Raw genomic sequence first — 15,996 nt, 5'->3', positions numbered from 1 at the left:
TGGTCTTTAGTTTTTGGCGTTGTTAATCATTTGTTTCTGTAACACCGGAATGTAACATCAGGTGAATATTCCCATTTTCATGTGCTTCAATTAACGTGTTAGCCTCTGAAGCTGTTAATTCTAATGTAATGGAACTATATTCATTCAGGGTTTCCCCTTCTGTAATAGGAGTCATTCTCCTACCAGTAGCTAAAACGCGTACATTGGATAATAGAGGAGTGGACTGGTTTGTTTCGGTATCGGTAAAGACTACATCAACATAATCCTCTGGTTGAATCAGATTTGAAACGGACTGCACCACATTAACCCCAATCGATACAGCGCGGTTCCCATTGGCAATTTTACGTGATAGAACTTGTTGTTCTTCTTCCTGTCCTTTCACACGATGTGCTAACACAATTTCACCAGTTTCAATCGTTGTGACAGCATACATGCCGTCAATGTCTTCCAAACTGGTAAGGGCAGAAGGGTGGACGTTTTCTGTAGGCAGTCGTCTTATTTCAACGAGATCCCGATTAACCATTTGATTAGGTGCAATACTTTCCACAGCAACGACAACATCTGTTAATGGTTGTTCTGCTATGTCTTGCGTATCTTCTTGGTTAATAAACTGGAAAAATAATATCGTTGTAATGATCGACATAATGATAGCTAATAAAAAAATAATTCTTGATTTCATGGTTTCACCTACTCTGTAAGTCTAATCGTATAGGCTCCTCGATCAACAGCATCAGGCTCAAAATAACCAACATTGGTTCGTTTTATGAATATTCCAGTGATTGATGTGTCGGTGGAGCTCATTGGCTCTGTAATGTAAAAATGAGCAAACCCGGTAATTTCGACTTGTTTTAATTGGTCACTCGTTTGGTTATAAGGTTTATAGACAAGAACCAATAGTGTTCTTGGGCAGTCACGTTGCTCATAATTTTCACAACTATTGACCAGTTCATTCACAACTGTTCTTGTTTTTCCAGCGATATTCCCTGTTTGAGTGTTGACAACATCTCCGACTGCTAATGGTTCTTGGAAACCATATCGTAAATTATCCTCATATAAATTTGCTCCGGGTCCTTCTAAAGCTAAAATCCCAAAATATCCTGAAACAGAATCAGATGAGTCAACCTTCAACTTGTATTCCTCGCCATATTGTAACTCTGTTGTTTCAGGCACCCCTAATGGCGCCGCTCCGACAGCACGTCCCATTACACCCAAACTTGCAGTAGCATTTGCGGATATGTTAACTGTTTCTATACCGAACAAAGAGGAAAAGGTGAGGGGGACAGGCTTTTGTAATTCAATTGTAACCTTACTGTTTGGAATAATTCCTAATGCTTGTAGCGAATCTGATTCATCGTGATGAACCAAGATATCGTCAATAATAGCTCGAACCTTTAGTTGGTCATCGGAAGTTAGTTCTTGTGCCCCCGATAGAACCGAAGCATTGGCTACCTTTTGCAGATGACTTTTCGATGCGTATAGCATACCACCGTCAACGACGAGACCTGTTATCCCGACTAGGCCGATGAATGCAAATGTAACAAGTGCCAATGCACTTCCAGATTCATTGTTCAGTAATGCCCTTACTATTTTCATTGTTTCTCACCCTCACTCGACTCGGACCGTTGAGTCTGTTCGTAATAAAATCTGGTCTGGAAGCGTATGTTTGACGATAGGAATAAATGGTTCAATTGGATAAGCTAATGCTACTTGAATATAGTCACCAGAAGTTCGCATGTTCTGTGGAGGTGAAATCGTAACTTCCAGTTTAGTGGGATCCCCAGTTTGGAAGTGATTCTTAGCGAACTGAATGATTTCGTCATCACTGTAACCAAGTCCGCCAACCCTTACTGTTTCTTGTGCTGTGAAATGTAAAGCAGAGTAAGTAAAAAGTGTCCTTCCAAGGTCAAAAATTCCAACAATTAATAGTAATAACACAGGAATCACAAGTGCCATTTCCACTAATGACTGGCCTTCTTGTTTCCGAATCATAATAGGACAGTCCCGTGAAAAATATAGGCAAGTACTGCTCCACCAGTAATGGCAACCCCATATGGAAACATGGCCTGCAAGTTATTTTTATCAAAAAGGGGATCAGGTTTCAGTCCATAACGAACCCGCTTAATTGAGAACAAGAATTTTTTTAATCGGCTAAGGAAACGTCTGTTAAAAACTAGGATAACAATACCAATAACGCCGCCTAACATTGCCATATAGACGGATGTTAAGACAACAAACGTCGTTCCTTTGATCGCGCCAATTAAGGCTAACAATTTGACATCTCCAGCTCCCATACCACCCATCAAATATGGAATTAACAATATGGCTAAACCAACCCCAAATCCAGACAAACTAAACAGAATACCTGAAAAACCATAAAAAATTCCGTGCAGAATAATTGCAAGGAGCAATGATGGGAAAATGACTTTATTATATATTTTTCTTTCTTTTAGGTCTGTGATGATACAGATCAGCAAAACAGTGAAAAGTAATACAGTTAGAATCATGCATCATTGTCCTTTCTTAGGTACTAAAAATAGCTTTACACGAATGTAAAGCTATTTTTAGTATTATTTAGTTTTCATTCTGTATACGTGTTCAAACAGTTATTTTAAATTACTGAGTCGTTGTAGTTGAGTCCGTTCCCACAGTTTTACCAGTAATATTTTCAACTGTTGACTTAAACATACTAGTAATTTCGTCACCAAAGAACGAGATAACACCGACAGCACCAACAGCAATCACACCAAGTACAAGTGCGTATTCTGTCATACCTTGACCTTGTTCTTCTTTAATTAGACCTGTTAATTTATTGTTCTTTTTCATTGTATAATCCCCTTTTTATTGAAGTATTTTTGGTTTGTTTTATTGTGCTTGCTTTAAGGCACATTGTCTCAAATAACTTATCATTTATTGCCTGAATAAACGGATTTTTTTCCGCCCTTCTACTTACTCTTCAATAAAAGGCTTTTCACTTGGTGTATTCCCCCATTTATTAGAATAGTACAATGTAGCTGATTTATTCGGACAAAGTGATGCCAGTATTTGCTTGCGTTCGTTCCTATTGTTGTGATTGAAATGAAATCTTGTCTCCAACTTTTGTATTTGTCAGATGTACTGTCCCTGCAGGTAACTCAACAACTGAATTTGCATCAGCGTATCGTTTACCGACCTTGTCAGGTTCCAGTGACTCATCGATCGCAACGATGATTTGGTCTTTGTTCAGGTATAAAATATCGAGCGGATAATTCATAAAGAACATATGAACCGATTGACAAGGTTTAATGTGTAAACCAGAACCTGAGTCTAGCTTGTCTGTAAACATTAATCCTTTTAACCGCTTGAAAAAACTATACGCTTGTTTAACTTCTGATGCGATGAGTTGATTGTTACTCAGGTTAACTAGCTCCACTTATTCACCTCCAACTTTTTCGTATTAAAAAAACCCCACTTTTTTACCGAAAAAGGGGGTGTTCATGTAGGAATTTAATAATTTCCTACCCCTGATCTTTCGGTAACTGGCTGGCTTGATGTAGTGGATACACTTTAGCCCCTATAGCTTTGCGTCACTGGCTTTAACCAGCTTTGCCTTTATCGAGATGCAGTTATGTTATCCGTCTGATCTCTTAAGCTAATCATAAGGCAAAATGTAAAAATAAGTAATATGCCAATGGATCTATTTATAATATGGAGAAAATGGTTGTATATGGTAGTATTTGAAATTTATATTGCATATTTGAATGTATTTGGTTTATTTTATAGGTATTTCAATCTAAAATAGTGAAACGGATAGTGGCATTGTATCCAGAAAGGCTAACGTTTTTTTGGTGCATTGGATACAAGTTTTCTTTTTATATCTTTCCTAAGACCGGTGTTTTCATCCACTTTTATCGGATGGTAAACATTAAAAGCGTGGTGTCATGGCAGATTCGCGGGTTAAATTGGTTTGAATCAACCGAGAGAGAGTACGTATATATTCTTTTTCGTGGATTACATAATAAAAAAAGTCCAGCAAATACTAAACCCATAAAGGAGGAGGAATCAAAATGGTTAAAAGAAGAGATGAAAAACAGCAATATTTTGATCATTATGCACAGCAAAAGAGACTAAAACAAACTGCTGATGAAGAGGAATTAGCTAAGTTTTACAACAATAATCAAACGATTCCGATCGATGTTTCTAAATTTGATAAATAATAATCGGCCCAAGGTATTATTGGTTACCTTGGGCTTTTGTGTGATGTATGGTTGTGATCGAGTTTCTACTATTATACATATAAAGTAGGTTTTATTTCATCCAGTCAGAAAATTGTCCTGTACCAGCACAACTTGGGCATTCATAGGGAGAACTAAAGAAATGTTCATAGGGCATCACTTCAATCCCATGTCCGTTACAGTCAGGACATTTTCCTAACTCACGCATTTTTGCTACTTTTTTTTCATATCTTCCATTCGACCACTCAGAAATTGCACTAAATAGTCCCATCTTGTTTCACCTCCGTTTCCCAATAGTTTTTGGATAAATGTTCAAAATATTCATGGGAGATCATAGTGGAGGTGGATTTGTGAAATGGGAGTGACGGGGGAGATGGGAGGATTGCTATAACAGTTGATAGGAAATCCGACGACATAAAGTATTTCTAGTGGAGTGGGGGGCTTATTGCCAGTAACATACGGGGCAATAAAAAAATCCGAACTAAAGACAATAGTTCGGATTTTTTTAATCATAAACTTATCCCGGTGCAACCGTCCGTAAGACTCCCACTTCAAATATGAAGTGAAACGGGGATGTTTAAGTGGGAGTAAAACTTTCGCTTTCACCCCGAATGGTTCAAGGGCCTGCGGGTCTTTCCTTGTGGTACTAACACTCGGTGGGGAAGAGCAAAAACCCCACTGAGTGAAGTTTCACTTTATTTCACACTTTGTGGATGATCATCTGACACGAGATCAAGGGAAGCAGCTTTTGCATTTAGTTCCACTTGGTCTGGGGTCTTACACCCAGGAATGACACTTGTCACAGCGGGATGTTTTAAACACCAAGCAAGTGCCCATGATGCCATTGGGACACTTTCGGGAACTTCTGTACGTGCTATTTCTTCAACTACTTCTAATTTTTTCGCTGTTTCGTTTTTGTCATGTCTTGAGCGTACATCGTTTTCGGTAAAAGTAGCACCAGGCTTATATTTACCGCTTAAATAGCCACTTGCTAATGGTACACGTGCTAAAACGCCTAAGTTTTGCTTTTGGGAAGAAGGGAATATTTCTTTCTCTGGTGCCTGATCCAAACGATTATACACGACTTGAATCGCTTTAGCGTTTACTTCAGTAGCCTTGTCTGTTTGATACGGATCTTCATTATACTTTAAAGAAATCCCAAGGTTACGAATTTTCCCGGCTTGCATTTGTTTATCTAACATCGTCCATAACGCATCATTTTTGAATTCTTCATCAAAAGGGGAGTGCGCTTGGAAAAGATCAATATAGTCAGTGTTTAACGCCTTTAAAGAACGATCCAATTGTTTAAGTACATCGTCGGCATCCCAATGTCTTGTCCGTTCGAAATTATCATGGAAATGATGGCCAAATTTTGTTGCCACAATCCAATCTTCGCGATTATGTCTCTTTAAATAGTCTCCAATAAATTTTTCAGAAAGATGATCTCCATAACATTCAGCGGTATCAATTAAATTAATGCCTTGTTCATTTGCTTTATCAAAAATGGCATCAACCTCAGTCTGGGTGAAATCTTTACCCCACTCACCACCAAACTGCCATGTGCCAATCCCGATTACAGAAACATTAAGATCTGTGCTACCAAGTTTTCTATATTTCATTTGCTTCACCTCAAGTTATGTAGTTTATGTTTCTTATTATTAGTATAGCGCGAAATGTTTATGAACAAAAGGAACCGAATAAATTCGGCAAGTGAACAGTGAACGATTACGTGCGGAATGTGACCAGGTTCTGCGCTAAAGAGCGAAACCGGTAAACGATTACGTGGAAAACGTACCCTGAATCATCGTAAAAGAGCAAAACCGGTAAACGATTGAGATCAAAACGTACCCTGAATCATCGTAAAAGAGCAAAACCGGTAAACGATTGAGATCAAAACGTACCCTGAATCATCGTAAAAGAGCAAAACCGGTAAACGATTGAGATCAAAACGTACCCTGAATCACCGCAAAAGAGCAAAACCAGTAAACGATTGAGATCAAAACGTACCCTGAATCATCGCTAAAGAGCGAAACCGGTAAACGATTCAGATCAAAACGTACCCTGAATCACCGTAAAAGATCAAAACCGGTAAACGATTCAGATTAAAACGTATCCTGAATCACCGTAAAAGAGCAAAACCGGTAAACGATTCAGATCAAAACGTACCCTGAATCATCGTAAAAGAGCGAAACCGGTAAACGATTCAGATTAAAACGTACCCTGAATCATCGTAAAAGAGCAAAAACGGTAAACGATTGCGTACGAAACGTGCCCTGAATATGCACTAAAGCTTAGAATTAGTAGAAGTTAAAAGTTCATAGAGCTTATATGCATTAATTAATTTACCCATTTAGTGTGGTAGATGCTTTTTAAATACGTCGGTTATGTAATTTAACAAAATTAAGTGATAAAAAAAGAAGCACCCGTAACCGGATGCTCAATGGGGGACAATCTATCATTGAATCATTCAATCCCAATGTTGCATCCATTTAACCACAATAACTTATGGTGATTGAATGATTGCAACAAAATGGAAACACTCATGACTTGTAACCGTTTTCATTATAACTAGTTTATCATGCGTTTGTATATAGGAAAAAAGTATCAAAGTAAGGGTGCCAAACCTCACAGTTGACAAGCAAAACGACTATTTCTGTTTTATTTTGAATACATTTAAACAAAGTTAAACTAAAGGGAGACGGATCGCATGAGGAAAAAACTTGGATTTGTTCTTGCGGCTATCATTTTAATTGGAGGCACGATTGTTATCAGTATCCAGTTATCCCCACGTCATCAAGCTAAAAGTGCTATTGATGCGTTCTATAGCTATGAACAAGAGGGGAAGTTTGCGGAATCATGGGAGATGTTTCATCCACAAATGAAGGAAAAATTTGAGAAGGGAACTTACATGGAAGACCGTGCACATGTGTTCCTAAATCATTTTGGCGTCAATACATTTTCATACACATTAAGTGATGTGGACAAAAAGTCAAATTGGCGAATGGAAAATGGAGCATCAAGGTTGAGTGAAGTATATGAAGTTACCGTAACTCAAACATACAAGGGAACCTATGGAAGATTTGAATTATCACAACCCGTTTATGCAACGGAAGAAGAAGGGGAGTGGAAGGTGTTGTGGGATTATAAAGAATAAACAAAAGCAAACTACACAAAATTCCATTCCAGTTATTTTTTAGGGGGGGTTATTTGTCAAAATATTGACAATTTACAGTTAAACTTTGTTTATCCACTGTACGAACGAAGAGTTTGTTGTTATAATGTAAGCGTGTTCAAAAAATTGAAAGGGGTTAGGTCATGAGAAAAATAGTTAAATCTTTATTTGTGTTAACTTTGTTGGTAGCGTTATCACTACTCGTTGCCTGCGGTCAAGCAACAGAGTCAGGAGGACAAAGTGATGGTGGTTCAGATGGAAATAATGATAGTGATAATGAAAGTGCTAGTGAAGATCAGCTAACAATTGGTTTATCTGTAGCAGATCTATCATTAGAAAGGTGGCAGCACGACCGAGACATCTTTATAGAAAAAGCAGAGGAATTAGGTGCTGATGAAATACTTGTTCAATCAGCTGACGGTAAAGATGAAAAGCAATTATCGCAAATCCAAACGATGTTATCACAAGGTATTGATGTATTAGTTATTATCGCAAATAATTCAGATGCATTAAGCCCTGTAGTTAATCAAGCAAAAGAAGAGGATATTCCAGTCGTTGCTTATGATCGATTAATAAACAATGCAGAGATTGATGCTTATGTTTCCTTTGATAATGTTCGTGTCGGTGAAATGCAAGCAGAATATATTACTGAACAAGTACCTACTGGAAAATATTTTATGCTAGGTGGGGCACCAACAGATAACAATGCTCAAATGTTTAGAGAAGGACAAATGAATGTTGTTGAACCACTAGTTGATAATGGTGATATTGAAATTATAGGTGACCAATGGGCTGATGGTTGGTCAGCAGAAGCTGCCCTAGATATCATAGAAAATGCTTTGACAGCCAATGCAAACGATATAGATGCAATTGTTGCAACAAATGATAGTACTGCAGGTGGTGCCATTCAAGCACTATCCTCACAAAACCTAGCTGGGGAAGTAGCTATCTCTGGACAAGATGCTGATTTGGCTGCTGTGCAACGAATCGCGGAAGGTACACAATCTATGACAGTTTACAAACCAATTCGTGACATAGCTGTTAGAAACGCTGAAGTAGCGGTTCAACTGGCGAATGGAGATGAAGTAGAAGCACAAGGTACTGTTAACAACGAAACAATGGATGTTCCTTTTATTAAATTAGAACCTATTAAGGTACACCAAGATAATTTAATGGATACAGTCATTGCAGATGGATTCCATTCCTATGATGAAGTTTATAAAAACATTCCGGAAGATGAGCGTCCAGAAAACCCAGAGTAAATGGAACAATAATTTACAATTTCATAGGATCTCCTTTAGAAGTTCATAGATTTAAAAAAGGGGGCCATGTGCTCCCTTTTCCTTATACTTGTGTTAGTAGGAGGTTAACAACGAATGACTGAATATGCGCTACAAATGGAAAATATAACCAAAGAGTTTCCAGGAGTAAAAGCACTAGATAATGTAACTTTTTCTGTTCGTAAAGGAGAAATTCATGCTCTGTGTGGAGAAAATGGTGCTGGTAAATCTACTTTAATGAAAGTCTTAAGTGGTGTTTATCCATCAGGTGATTATGATGGAAACATAAAAATTAACGGAGAAGAAGTTGAATTTAAAAATATTAAAGAGTCACAAGAAGCAGGGGTAGCTATTATCTATCAAGAGCTTGCCTTAGTACCCGAGATGACCGTCGGTGAAAATATTTTTTTGAGCAGTGCTTTAATGAGAAAGAAAGTAATTGATTGGAATGAAATATACGCACAATCTCAATATTGGTTAGATCAAGTTGGTTTAGACATTGATCCACAAATGAAGTTAGGCGAATTAACAGTTGGGAAACAACAATTAATTGAAATTGTAAAAGCACTTACCAAACATGCAGAAATTCTTATTTTAGATGAACCAACAGCCGCATTAACGGAAAGTGATGTGGAAATTTTAGTACGAATTTTAAGGGATCTGCAAAAAAAGGGTGTTACATGCATCTATATTTCTCATAAGCTAGGAGAAGTTTTGCGTCTTGCTGATAGTGTCACCGTCTTAAGAGATGGGCAAACAGTAAGTACGGACCCGATAGGAGATCTCTCTGAGGATAAAATTGTAAATAAGATGGTAGGTCGAACATTGGATGAGTTTTTTCCCTATGAGGAACGGCAAATTGGAAAAGATATTTTAGAAGTAAACAACTATGCGTTTACTAGTGTGTCTGGAGAAAAAGTGGCAGCAGAAGTTAGCTTCTCACTTAAACGTGGAGAAATTCTAGGAATCTCTGGACTAATGGGTGCAGGGAGGACAGAATTATTTACTAGTTTGTTTGGAGGCTATCCAGGAAAACAAACTGGAGAGGTGAAAATAGATGGTGAAGCAGTTAACATAAAAAAACCATCCGATGCGATTGAAGCTGGACTAGCTTATGTTTCAGAAGATCGCAAGCGTTACGGATTAATTCTAGGAATGGAAATAACGAAAAATTCAACACTAGCAGCTTTAAAGAAAGTGATGCCTAAACATATTATTGACTCTGCACTAGAAATGAAGCATGCTCAAGAATTAACAGATAAAATGAATTTAAAAGCACCTACCTTAGAAGCAACAGTTAATCAATTGAGTGGTGGAAATCAGCAGAAAGTTGTACTCAGTAAATGGTTATTTACCAACCCAAAGGTTTTAATTTTAGATGAGCCAACAAGAGGGATCGACGTTGGAGCTAAATATGAGATTTATAAAATTATTAATGAACTAGCTGATCAAGGTGTCGGCATCATTATGATATCCTCAGAATTACCTGAAATTTTGGGAATGTCGGATCGGATATTAGTTATGTCAGAAGGCATTATCAGTGGTGAACTTTCAAGAGAAGAGGCCACACAAGAAAAAATCATGAAGTATGCTACTACAAGGAGGGAGCAACGTGAGTCAGCCATCAATTGAAACGGAAACTGAAACTCAAAAACAACCTAAATTAAGTTTTAAATTTAATATGCAATCTTATACGTTAATTATTGCATTACTTTTAATCGCGATTATTTTTGGTGTGTTTACCGGGGGAGAATTCTTATCTGCACGTAATCTATCGAACTTGTTTACACAGATGTCTGTTATCTCCGTTTTAGCTATTGGAATGACATTGGTCATTGTAGCAGGACACATTGACTTATCTGTTGGGTCTTTAGCCGGTTTAACTGGTGGTATTTCAGCCATTCTGCACGTATGGTTTGATTGGAATACAGTATGGGTTGTATTAGCGGCGATAGCAGTTGGTGCTTTATTAGGACTATGGCAAGGTTGGTGGGTAGCTTATCGTGCTGTACCTGCATTTATCGTAACATTAGGTGGTATGTTAATTTTCCGTGGGATTTTAATTGGTATTAGTAAAGGGCAAACAGTAGCACCATTAGACCCTAGTTTCAGCTCAATAGCAAATAGTTACTTGCCTTATGCATTAGGTTATACGATTGCAGTACTAGGTGTGTTATTGCTCTTTTATGGTACGTGGAAAAATAGACATAAAAGATCAAATATGGGATTGAATCTAGCAGCACCAGCTGTGGATTATGGTAAGGTTACGGGCTATTCCATTGCAATATTAGCGATAACTTACCTGTTAAGTCGTTACTATGGATTACCGGTTCCAATGATGATCGTTGTCGTCCTTGGAGGCTTGTTTATCTTTATTTCTAGTAAAACAGCGTTCGGTCGGTCTGTATATGCGATTGGTGGAAATCAAGAAGCTGCAGCATTATCAGGGATTAATATTAAGCGCAATACCTTATCTGTTTTCGTAATCATGGGTGCACTTGCAGGGATGGCTGGTGTAATTCTGACAAGTCGTCTAAATGCGGCAACTGTAAGTGCTGGTGATATGTATGAGTTAGATGCCATTGCAGCATGTGTAATAGGTGGAACCAGTTTAATGGGTGGAAGAGGAAATATTGTTGGTGCTGTGATTGGAGCTCTAATTATGGCCAGTATAGATAATGGTATGAGTATGATGAACATCCAAACATTCTGGCAATATATCGTAAAAGGTTTAATTTTAATTGTAGCCGTTTGGATTGACATTTCTAGCAAAAAACAAACAGCTTAAAGATTAAAATAAGTTGTATAGGTATGATTTACTAATAAATTTTGTCGAATAATGAAAGTAGCGCCCTCACATAATTTTGTGGGGGTGAATGTTTAGTTATCAATAACTTAGTTTAACCTATAGACAAACTCATCAAGTGTTGTTATAATGAAAGCGTACACAGAAGTGTTATTGCAATGAATTGATAGTGTTATATAAATAATATTATAGATTTGTTAAACAAAGTAAAGTTAATTAAGTTTAAAACTACAAACGAGGTGTATCTATGAAATATGTTATTGGTGTTGATTTAGGGACGAGTGCGGTTAAATTGTTACTTGTTAATCAAAAAGGTGAGGTTGCACATGAAGTGTCCAAATCTTATCCACTTATTCAAGAAAAAACCGGCTATAGTGAACAAGATCCAGAACAATGGGTAACGCAAACCACTGCAGGGATTAAAGAACTTATTGATACCTTTGATGGAGATGCAAATGATATTGAAGGCATGAGTTTTTCTGGTCAAATGCACGGATTGGTATTGCTTGATGGGCAAAATCAAGTATTGCGAAACGCTATTTTATGGAATGATACGCGTACAACAAAACAATGTGAGGAAATCTATGAAAAAGTAGGGAAAGACCGTTTTATTTCGATAACAAAAAATATGGCCCTAGAAGGGTTTACGCTACCGAAGATCCTCTGGGTGAAAGAAAATGAGCCAGAACTATTTGAAAAAGCAGCAACATTTGTCCTTCCTAAAGACTATTTACGTTACCGCATTACCGATCAATTACAAATGGAATATTCGGATGCTGCGGGTACGAGTTTACTAGATATTAGTGCAAGAGAATGGAGCAAGGAAATATGCGATAGCTTGGATCTAGATCCTTCCATTTGTCCACCACTTGTTAACTCACATGATAATGTAGGAACGATTACGTCTGATTTTGCAGACCAAACAGGTTTGTCCGAGGCAACTAACGTGTTTGCAGGTGGAGCTGATAATGCTTGTGGGGCAATTGGTTCAGGCATTCTATCAGAAGGAAAAACATTCTGTAGTATCGGGACATCTGGAGTAGTATTGTCTTATGAGCCAACAGGTGACAAAGACTTTGAAGGGAAAGTCCATTACTTTAACCATAGTGCGCCAGGTGCGTACTACACGATGGGGGTAACTTTATCTGCCGGTCATAGCCTGAACTGGTTTAAAGATACCTTTGCAGCCGATGAGGATTTTGATAGCTTACTAAAGGAAGTTGACACAGTACCAGTAGGTTCAAATGGGTTGTTGTTTACACCTTATTTAGTTGGAGAAAGAACACCACATGCGGATGCAACCATCCGAGCAAGCTTCATTGGCATGGATAGTTCGCATCGTCGTAAAGATTTTGCAAGAGCGGTATTAGAAGGGATTACCTTCTCCTTAAATGAATCGATTGATCTTTTTAGAAAAAGTGGTAAAACCATTGATACGATTTATTCGATTGGTGGTGGTGCCAAAAATAAAGAATGGTTGCAAATGCAAGCAGACATTTTTAACGCTAATATTGTGAAACTAACAAGTGAACAAGGACCAGGTATGGGAGCAGCGATGCTAGCAGCTTTCGGTAGTGGCTGGTTCGAAACGCTTGAAGCTTGTGCAGATGCATTCCTATCCGAAGCGGAAATGTATCAGCCAATCCAAGAAAATGTTGAACGCTATGAAAAACTATTTACAACCTATAAAAAAGTATATGAGCAAACAACAGAAATTAACCAAGATTTAATGGAGTTCCGAAATTAATCTAGCATATTAAATGGAAGTATTAGCATAGGATGCTAATGCTTCTATTTTTTTAGATGCATGTTTTAATGGAAAAAACTAGAACACCTAAACACAGAAGTGTGAGAAAACAGAATGGTCATTTCAATGTAATTTTGTTTTTTCAGAAAAATGGGGTACAATAGAAAGAAGTACATAGAAAGGGGGATGTTGGATGGCTTATAATAACCAAAGAAAAGAGCCCGCTCCCGAAGTAAACACTGTTGTGTGGACTTGTACCAATGACGATTGTTCTGGCTGGATGAGAGAGGATTACTCATTTGACAAAGAACCACACTGTCCATTATGCCAGTCTGAAATGGTAAAAGAAGAAAAAACTTTACCAAAAATCGATTAATTTTTATTCATGACCAAAGAGGCTACCACAGCCTCTTTTTTGGTGGGACAGGGGGGGCTTGTCTCACTGTGGTACTAGACACAACCAAAAAAGTGAAACGTCACTCAGTTGGGGATTCTACACCCACTGAGTGTTAGTACCACAAAGAGATCCACAGGTCCTTGAACCAATCGAGGTGTTACCATCCGTGTGCTCCCACTTATTCAGTTTTTTAGTGGAAGTATACGGACGGTTGCACTGTGATAACTGAAGCAGGTGATTATCTTGACACAATGGCATATTTTCTTAGCTTTTTTTCGAGTAGGAATGCTTGGTTATGGCGGTGGGCCATCATCGATTCCGTTAGTACAAAAGGAAGTAGTTGAAAAATATAAATGGATGAGTGATGAAGAATTTGCTAATGTTCTTGCTATAGGGAATTCCTTACCAGGTCCAATAGCTACAAAAATGGCCGGCTATATTGGCTACCGGGTTGCTGGTATTATAGGGATGATCAATGCTGTATTAGCAACGATTGTTCCGACAATTGTTATTATGATTGTTTTGTTAACCTTTTTGACGTCTGCTAGTGAAAAACCATGGGTGAACGGCATGACACAAGCTGTCGTTCCTGTTGTCGGGGTTATGTTGGCTGTGTTAACTTACCAATTTCTGAAAAATGCTAAGGCGGGCTTAGGTTGGTTCTGGACAATCGGACTAGCAATTGCATCACTCGGATTGATTCAATTGGTCGGTATTCATCCGGGCATTGTGATTGCCATTTTACTACTTTATGCATTACTTAAACCAGAAAAGGAAAAAAATAGCTCGCAACAGGAAGGATAATTGGCATGATCTATTGGGAGATTTTTATTGCTTTTTTCATACCGGGAATTGTTGGCTATGGTGGGGGTCCCGCATCAATACCGCTCGTTGAAAATGAGGTCGTCGATCGGTTTGGATGGATGACGGTGAACGACTTTAGTGAGATGTTAGCAATGGCCAATGCTTTGCCGGGACCGATTGCAACGAAAATGGCTGGCTTTATCGGCTACCAACAAGCAGGAATACTAGGTTCTTTGGTAGGTGTTTTTGCAACTGTGATGCCATCCCTTATTCTAATGATTGTGCTATTAAGTGTATTGCAGAAATTTAAAGATTCCCCGCGGGTAAAAAAAATGACAAGTTTAATTCGTCCGACCATTGCTATTTTACTTGGTGTAATGGCATTTAACTTTTTTCATACATCTTATCAGCAAACAGGTGTATGGCAATTTATTATAATTGCGGGGGTTAGTTTTCTACTATTAGAAAAATGGAAAGTGCATCCTGCATTTGTGATCATAGCCGCATTGGGGTATGGTGCTATTTTTCTAGGTTAGATGATATTGGGTTAACTACATAAAGGCTATTTTACATTAATTTGCTTTGGCAGGCTTTGGACCAACAAGATGTTGGTAACCGAGGTGTTGCTTGTAGGCTAACGAAAGCGGTCTATATTTAACTGCAACTACTACCAACGAAACTGCCTAAGCTGTGACTTGCAAATTATGGGTGGACATGTCAAAATAAGAAGACAGTATGTAATAGAAAGAGGGTTAGCCATGAAGAAGGTATTACTTATTGCTTTACTGGGCTTGTCTATGTTTTTAGTAGCATGCTCTGACAATGAAAATACAGCAGAAGAACCAGAGCAGGAAACAGGTGAAACAGAACAAGAAACCAATGAAACAGAACAAGAAACAACTGAAGAAGATCAAGAATCCGAAGAAACTGATTCAGAACCTGCTGGGTCTCAAGAAGTTAATATAGAAGAAGTTGTAGCAAATGTACAGGTTGAGGAAGATACAGTTGTTGCGAATGTTAATGGAAAAGAGATTACAGGACAAAAGTTCAACATGCTGTTAAATCAAACAGTTTCTATGTTGCAACAATATGGTCAAGATGCAAGTGACGAAGATTTAGTGAAGCAACAAACGTTAGATGCCGCGGTTAGTCAAGAAGTTCTTTCACAGGAATTAGATAATCAAGGCATTGAAGTTTCAAGTGATGATGTGGAAGCACAAATTGATCAATTAAAACAAAACTTTGAAACAGATGAACAGTTCCAAGAGTATATCAGTCAAATGAGCTTAACTGAAGAAGGGTTACAGCAACAAATGGCTTATGAAATGAAAGTACAGCAGTATCAAGATGCAGAATTAGATGTTGAAGTAACGGATGAAGAAGTGGAAGAAATGTATGACCAGCTAAGTAGTCAAAATGAAGAGGTTCCTGAATTATCTGAACTACGTCCTACTATCGAAGAACAATTAGAAAATCAAAAGAAAAATAGTCAACTAACACAGCGTATCCAAGAATTACAAGAAAACGCTGAAATTGAAACACTAATATAAGGTGATAGAAGAGTTTACATGCTTAGCAT

General features: G+C 38.0%; 18 protein-coding genes and 1 riboswitch. Of the genes, 10 read left to right on the top strand and 8 right to left on the bottom strand.

Annotation, left to right across the window (positions count from 1 at the left end; translation table 11 throughout):
- Positions 1 to 22: 22 nt before the first annotated feature.
- The 6 genes from cpaB to FCI53_RS13120 all read right to left on the bottom strand — a co-directional run bounded on the left by cpaB (position 23) and on the right by FCI53_RS13120 (position 3,409).
- Positions 23 to 679 (bottom strand): Flp pilus assembly protein CpaB, encoded by a 657-nt coding sequence (gene cpaB, locus FCI53_RS13145; RefSeq protein ID WP_138419521.1) that lies wholly within the window; start codon positions 677 to 679, stop codon positions 23 to 25.
- A gap of 8 nt (positions 680 to 687) precedes the next feature.
- Positions 688 to 1,593: a Tad domain-containing protein gene (locus tag FCI53_RS13140; protein WP_138419520.1), complete on the bottom strand. Its 906-nt coding sequence runs from the start codon at positions 1,591 to 1,593 to the stop codon at positions 688 to 690.
- 12 nt (positions 1,594 to 1,605) lie between these two features.
- Positions 1,606 to 1,989, bottom strand: a complete 384-nt coding sequence (locus tag FCI53_RS13135; RefSeq protein ID WP_138419519.1) for a TadE/TadG family type IV pilus assembly protein — start codon at positions 1,987 to 1,989, stop codon at positions 1,606 to 1,608.
- Positions 1,986 to 2,504 carry an A24 family peptidase gene (locus tag FCI53_RS13130; RefSeq protein WP_138419518.1) on the bottom strand — a complete coding sequence of 173 codons (519 nt, stop codon included), beginning with the start codon at positions 2,502 to 2,504 and terminating at the stop codon, positions 1,986 to 1,988. Before FCI53_RS13130 ends, FCI53_RS13135 begins: the two co-directional genes overlap by 4 nt.
- Before the next feature lie 109 nt (positions 2,505 to 2,613).
- The gene (locus FCI53_RS13125; protein WP_138419517.1) at positions 2,614 to 2,823 is read right to left on the bottom strand and encodes a Flp family type IVb pilin; all 210 of its coding nucleotides are present in this window, start codon (positions 2,821 to 2,823) and stop codon (positions 2,614 to 2,616) included.
- 235 nt (positions 2,824 to 3,058) lie between these two features.
- On the bottom strand, positions 3,059 to 3,409 hold the full coding sequence (locus FCI53_RS13120; protein WP_138419516.1) for a DUF192 domain-containing protein: 351 nt from the start codon (positions 3,407 to 3,409) through the stop codon (positions 3,059 to 3,061).
- A gap of 98 nt (positions 3,410 to 3,507) precedes the next feature.
- Positions 3,508 to 3,597: riboswitch (cyclic di-GMP riboswitch) on the bottom strand.
- 446 nt (positions 3,598 to 4,043) lie between these two features.
- Between FCI53_RS13120 and FCI53_RS21490 the strand changes: the two genes are divergently transcribed.
- Positions 4,044 to 4,193 carry a hypothetical protein gene (locus FCI53_RS21490; RefSeq protein WP_171038171.1) on the top strand — a complete coding sequence of 50 codons (150 nt, stop codon included), beginning with the start codon at positions 4,044 to 4,046 and terminating at the stop codon, positions 4,191 to 4,193.
- 91 nt (positions 4,194 to 4,284) lie between these two features.
- Here FCI53_RS21490 and FCI53_RS13115 read toward each other — a convergent pair whose 3' ends face one another.
- Both FCI53_RS13115 and FCI53_RS13110 read right to left on the bottom strand, forming a co-directional pair.
- A complete protein-coding gene (locus tag FCI53_RS13115; RefSeq protein ID WP_138419515.1) occupies positions 4,285 to 4,482 on the bottom strand; it encodes a methionine aminopeptidase in 198 nt (65 codons plus the stop codon).
- Positions 4,483 to 4,906: 424 nt separating this feature from the next.
- Positions 4,907 to 5,830 (bottom strand): aldo/keto reductase, encoded by a 924-nt coding sequence (locus FCI53_RS13110; RefSeq protein WP_138419514.1) that lies wholly within the window; start codon positions 5,828 to 5,830, stop codon positions 4,907 to 4,909.
- 1,088 nt (positions 5,831 to 6,918) lie between these two features.
- Here FCI53_RS13110 and FCI53_RS13105 point away from each other — a divergent pair.
- From FCI53_RS13105 to FCI53_RS13065, 9 genes are all read left to right on the top strand, one after another.
- The gene (locus FCI53_RS13105; RefSeq protein ID WP_138419513.1) at positions 6,919 to 7,365 is read left to right on the top strand and encodes a hypothetical protein; all 447 of its coding nucleotides are present in this window, start codon (positions 6,919 to 6,921) and stop codon (positions 7,363 to 7,365) included.
- A gap of 161 nt (positions 7,366 to 7,526) precedes the next feature.
- Positions 7,527 to 8,645 carry a D-xylose ABC transporter substrate-binding protein gene (gene xylF / locus FCI53_RS13100; RefSeq protein ID WP_138419512.1) on the top strand — a complete coding sequence of 373 codons (1,119 nt, stop codon included), beginning with the start codon at positions 7,527 to 7,529 and terminating at the stop codon, positions 8,643 to 8,645.
- A 114-nt stretch (positions 8,646 to 8,759) separates the two neighbouring features.
- A complete protein-coding gene (locus FCI53_RS13095; RefSeq protein ID WP_138419511.1) occupies positions 8,760 to 10,295 on the top strand; it encodes a xylose ABC transporter ATP-binding protein in 1,536 nt (511 codons plus the stop codon).
- Positions 10,296 to 10,344: 49 nt separating this feature from the next.
- Positions 10,345 to 11,451 (top strand): sugar ABC transporter permease, encoded by a 1,107-nt coding sequence (locus FCI53_RS13090; protein WP_246050108.1) that lies wholly within the window; start codon positions 10,345 to 10,347, stop codon positions 11,449 to 11,451.
- Positions 11,452 to 11,716: 265 nt separating this feature from the next.
- Positions 11,717 to 13,216, top strand: a complete 1,500-nt coding sequence (gene xylB, locus FCI53_RS13085; RefSeq protein WP_138419509.1) for a xylulokinase — start codon at positions 11,717 to 11,719, stop codon at positions 13,214 to 13,216.
- Between the two features lie 193 nt (positions 13,217 to 13,409).
- Positions 13,410 to 13,592, top strand: a complete 183-nt coding sequence (locus FCI53_RS13080; RefSeq protein ID WP_138419508.1) for a cold-shock protein — start codon at positions 13,410 to 13,412, stop codon at positions 13,590 to 13,592.
- A 264-nt stretch (positions 13,593 to 13,856) separates the two neighbouring features.
- Positions 13,857 to 14,417 (top strand): chromate transporter, encoded by a 561-nt coding sequence (locus FCI53_RS13075; protein WP_138419507.1) that lies wholly within the window; start codon positions 13,857 to 13,859, stop codon positions 14,415 to 14,417.
- A gap of 5 nt (positions 14,418 to 14,422) precedes the next feature.
- Positions 14,423 to 14,953 (top strand): chromate transporter, encoded by a 531-nt coding sequence (locus FCI53_RS13070; RefSeq protein ID WP_138419506.1) that lies wholly within the window; start codon positions 14,423 to 14,425, stop codon positions 14,951 to 14,953.
- Positions 14,954 to 15,175: 222 nt separating this feature from the next.
- Positions 15,176 to 15,967: a SurA N-terminal domain-containing protein gene (locus FCI53_RS13065; RefSeq protein WP_171038170.1), complete on the top strand. Its 792-nt coding sequence runs from the start codon at positions 15,176 to 15,178 to the stop codon at positions 15,965 to 15,967.
- Positions 15,968 to 15,996: the final 29 nt, after the last annotated feature.

The sequence above is a fragment of the Aquibacillus sediminis genome (assembly GCF_005870085.1).
GTDB classification, from domain to species: domain Bacteria; phylum Bacillota; class Bacilli; order Bacillales; family Amphibacillaceae; genus Aquibacillus_E; species Aquibacillus_E sediminis.
This window is presented reverse-complemented; position numbering and strand designations above follow the sequence as displayed.

Excerpts from the sequence above, each read along its gene's own strand:
- cpaB (WP_138419521.1), bottom strand. The coding sequence starts at position 679 with ATGAAATCAAGAATTATTTTTTTATTAGCTATCATTATGTCGATCATT.
- xylB (WP_138419509.1), top strand. The coding sequence starts at position 11,717 with ATGAAATATGTTATTGGTGTTGATTTAGGGACGAGTGCGGTTAAATTG.
- FCI53_RS13090 (WP_246050108.1), top strand. The coding sequence starts at position 10,345 with ATGCAATCTTATACGTTAATTATTGCATTACTTTTAATCGCGATTATT.
- FCI53_RS13080 (WP_138419508.1), top strand. The coding sequence starts at position 13,410 with ATGGCTTATAATAACCAAAGAAAAGAGCCCGCTCCCGAAGTAAACACT.
- xylF (WP_138419512.1), top strand. The coding sequence starts at position 7,527 with ATGAGAAAAATAGTTAAATCTTTATTTGTGTTAACTTTGTTGGTAGCG.
- FCI53_RS13110 (WP_138419514.1), bottom strand. The coding sequence starts at position 5,830 with ATGAAATATAGAAAACTTGGTAGCACAGATCTTAATGTTTCTGTAATC.
- FCI53_RS13105 (WP_138419513.1), top strand. The coding sequence starts at position 6,919 with ATGAGGAAAAAACTTGGATTTGTTCTTGCGGCTATCATTTTAATTGGA.
- FCI53_RS13140 (WP_138419520.1), bottom strand. The coding sequence starts at position 1,593 with ATGAAAATAGTAAGGGCATTACTGAACAATGAATCTGGAAGTGCATTG.
- FCI53_RS13125 (WP_138419517.1), bottom strand. The coding sequence starts at position 2,823 with ATGAAAAAGAACAATAAATTAACAGGTCTAATTAAAGAAGAACAAGGT.
- FCI53_RS13095 (WP_138419511.1), top strand. The coding sequence starts at position 8,760 with ATGACTGAATATGCGCTACAAATGGAAAATATAACCAAAGAGTTTCCA.
- FCI53_RS13135 (WP_138419519.1), bottom strand. The coding sequence starts at position 1,989 with ATGATTCGGAAACAAGAAGGCCAGTCATTAGTGGAAATGGCACTTGTG.
- FCI53_RS13115 (WP_138419515.1), bottom strand. The coding sequence starts at position 4,482 with ATGGGACTATTTAGTGCAATTTCTGAGTGGTCGAATGGAAGATATGAA.
- FCI53_RS13070 (WP_138419506.1), top strand. The coding sequence starts at position 14,423 with ATGATCTATTGGGAGATTTTTATTGCTTTTTTCATACCGGGAATTGTT.
- FCI53_RS13130 (WP_138419518.1), bottom strand. The coding sequence starts at position 2,504 with ATGATTCTAACTGTATTACTTTTCACTGTTTTGCTGATCTGTATCATC.
- FCI53_RS21490 (WP_171038171.1), top strand. The coding sequence starts at position 4,044 with ATGGTTAAAAGAAGAGATGAAAAACAGCAATATTTTGATCATTATGCA.
- FCI53_RS13065 (WP_171038170.1), top strand. The coding sequence starts at position 15,176 with ATGAAGAAGGTATTACTTATTGCTTTACTGGGCTTGTCTATGTTTTTA.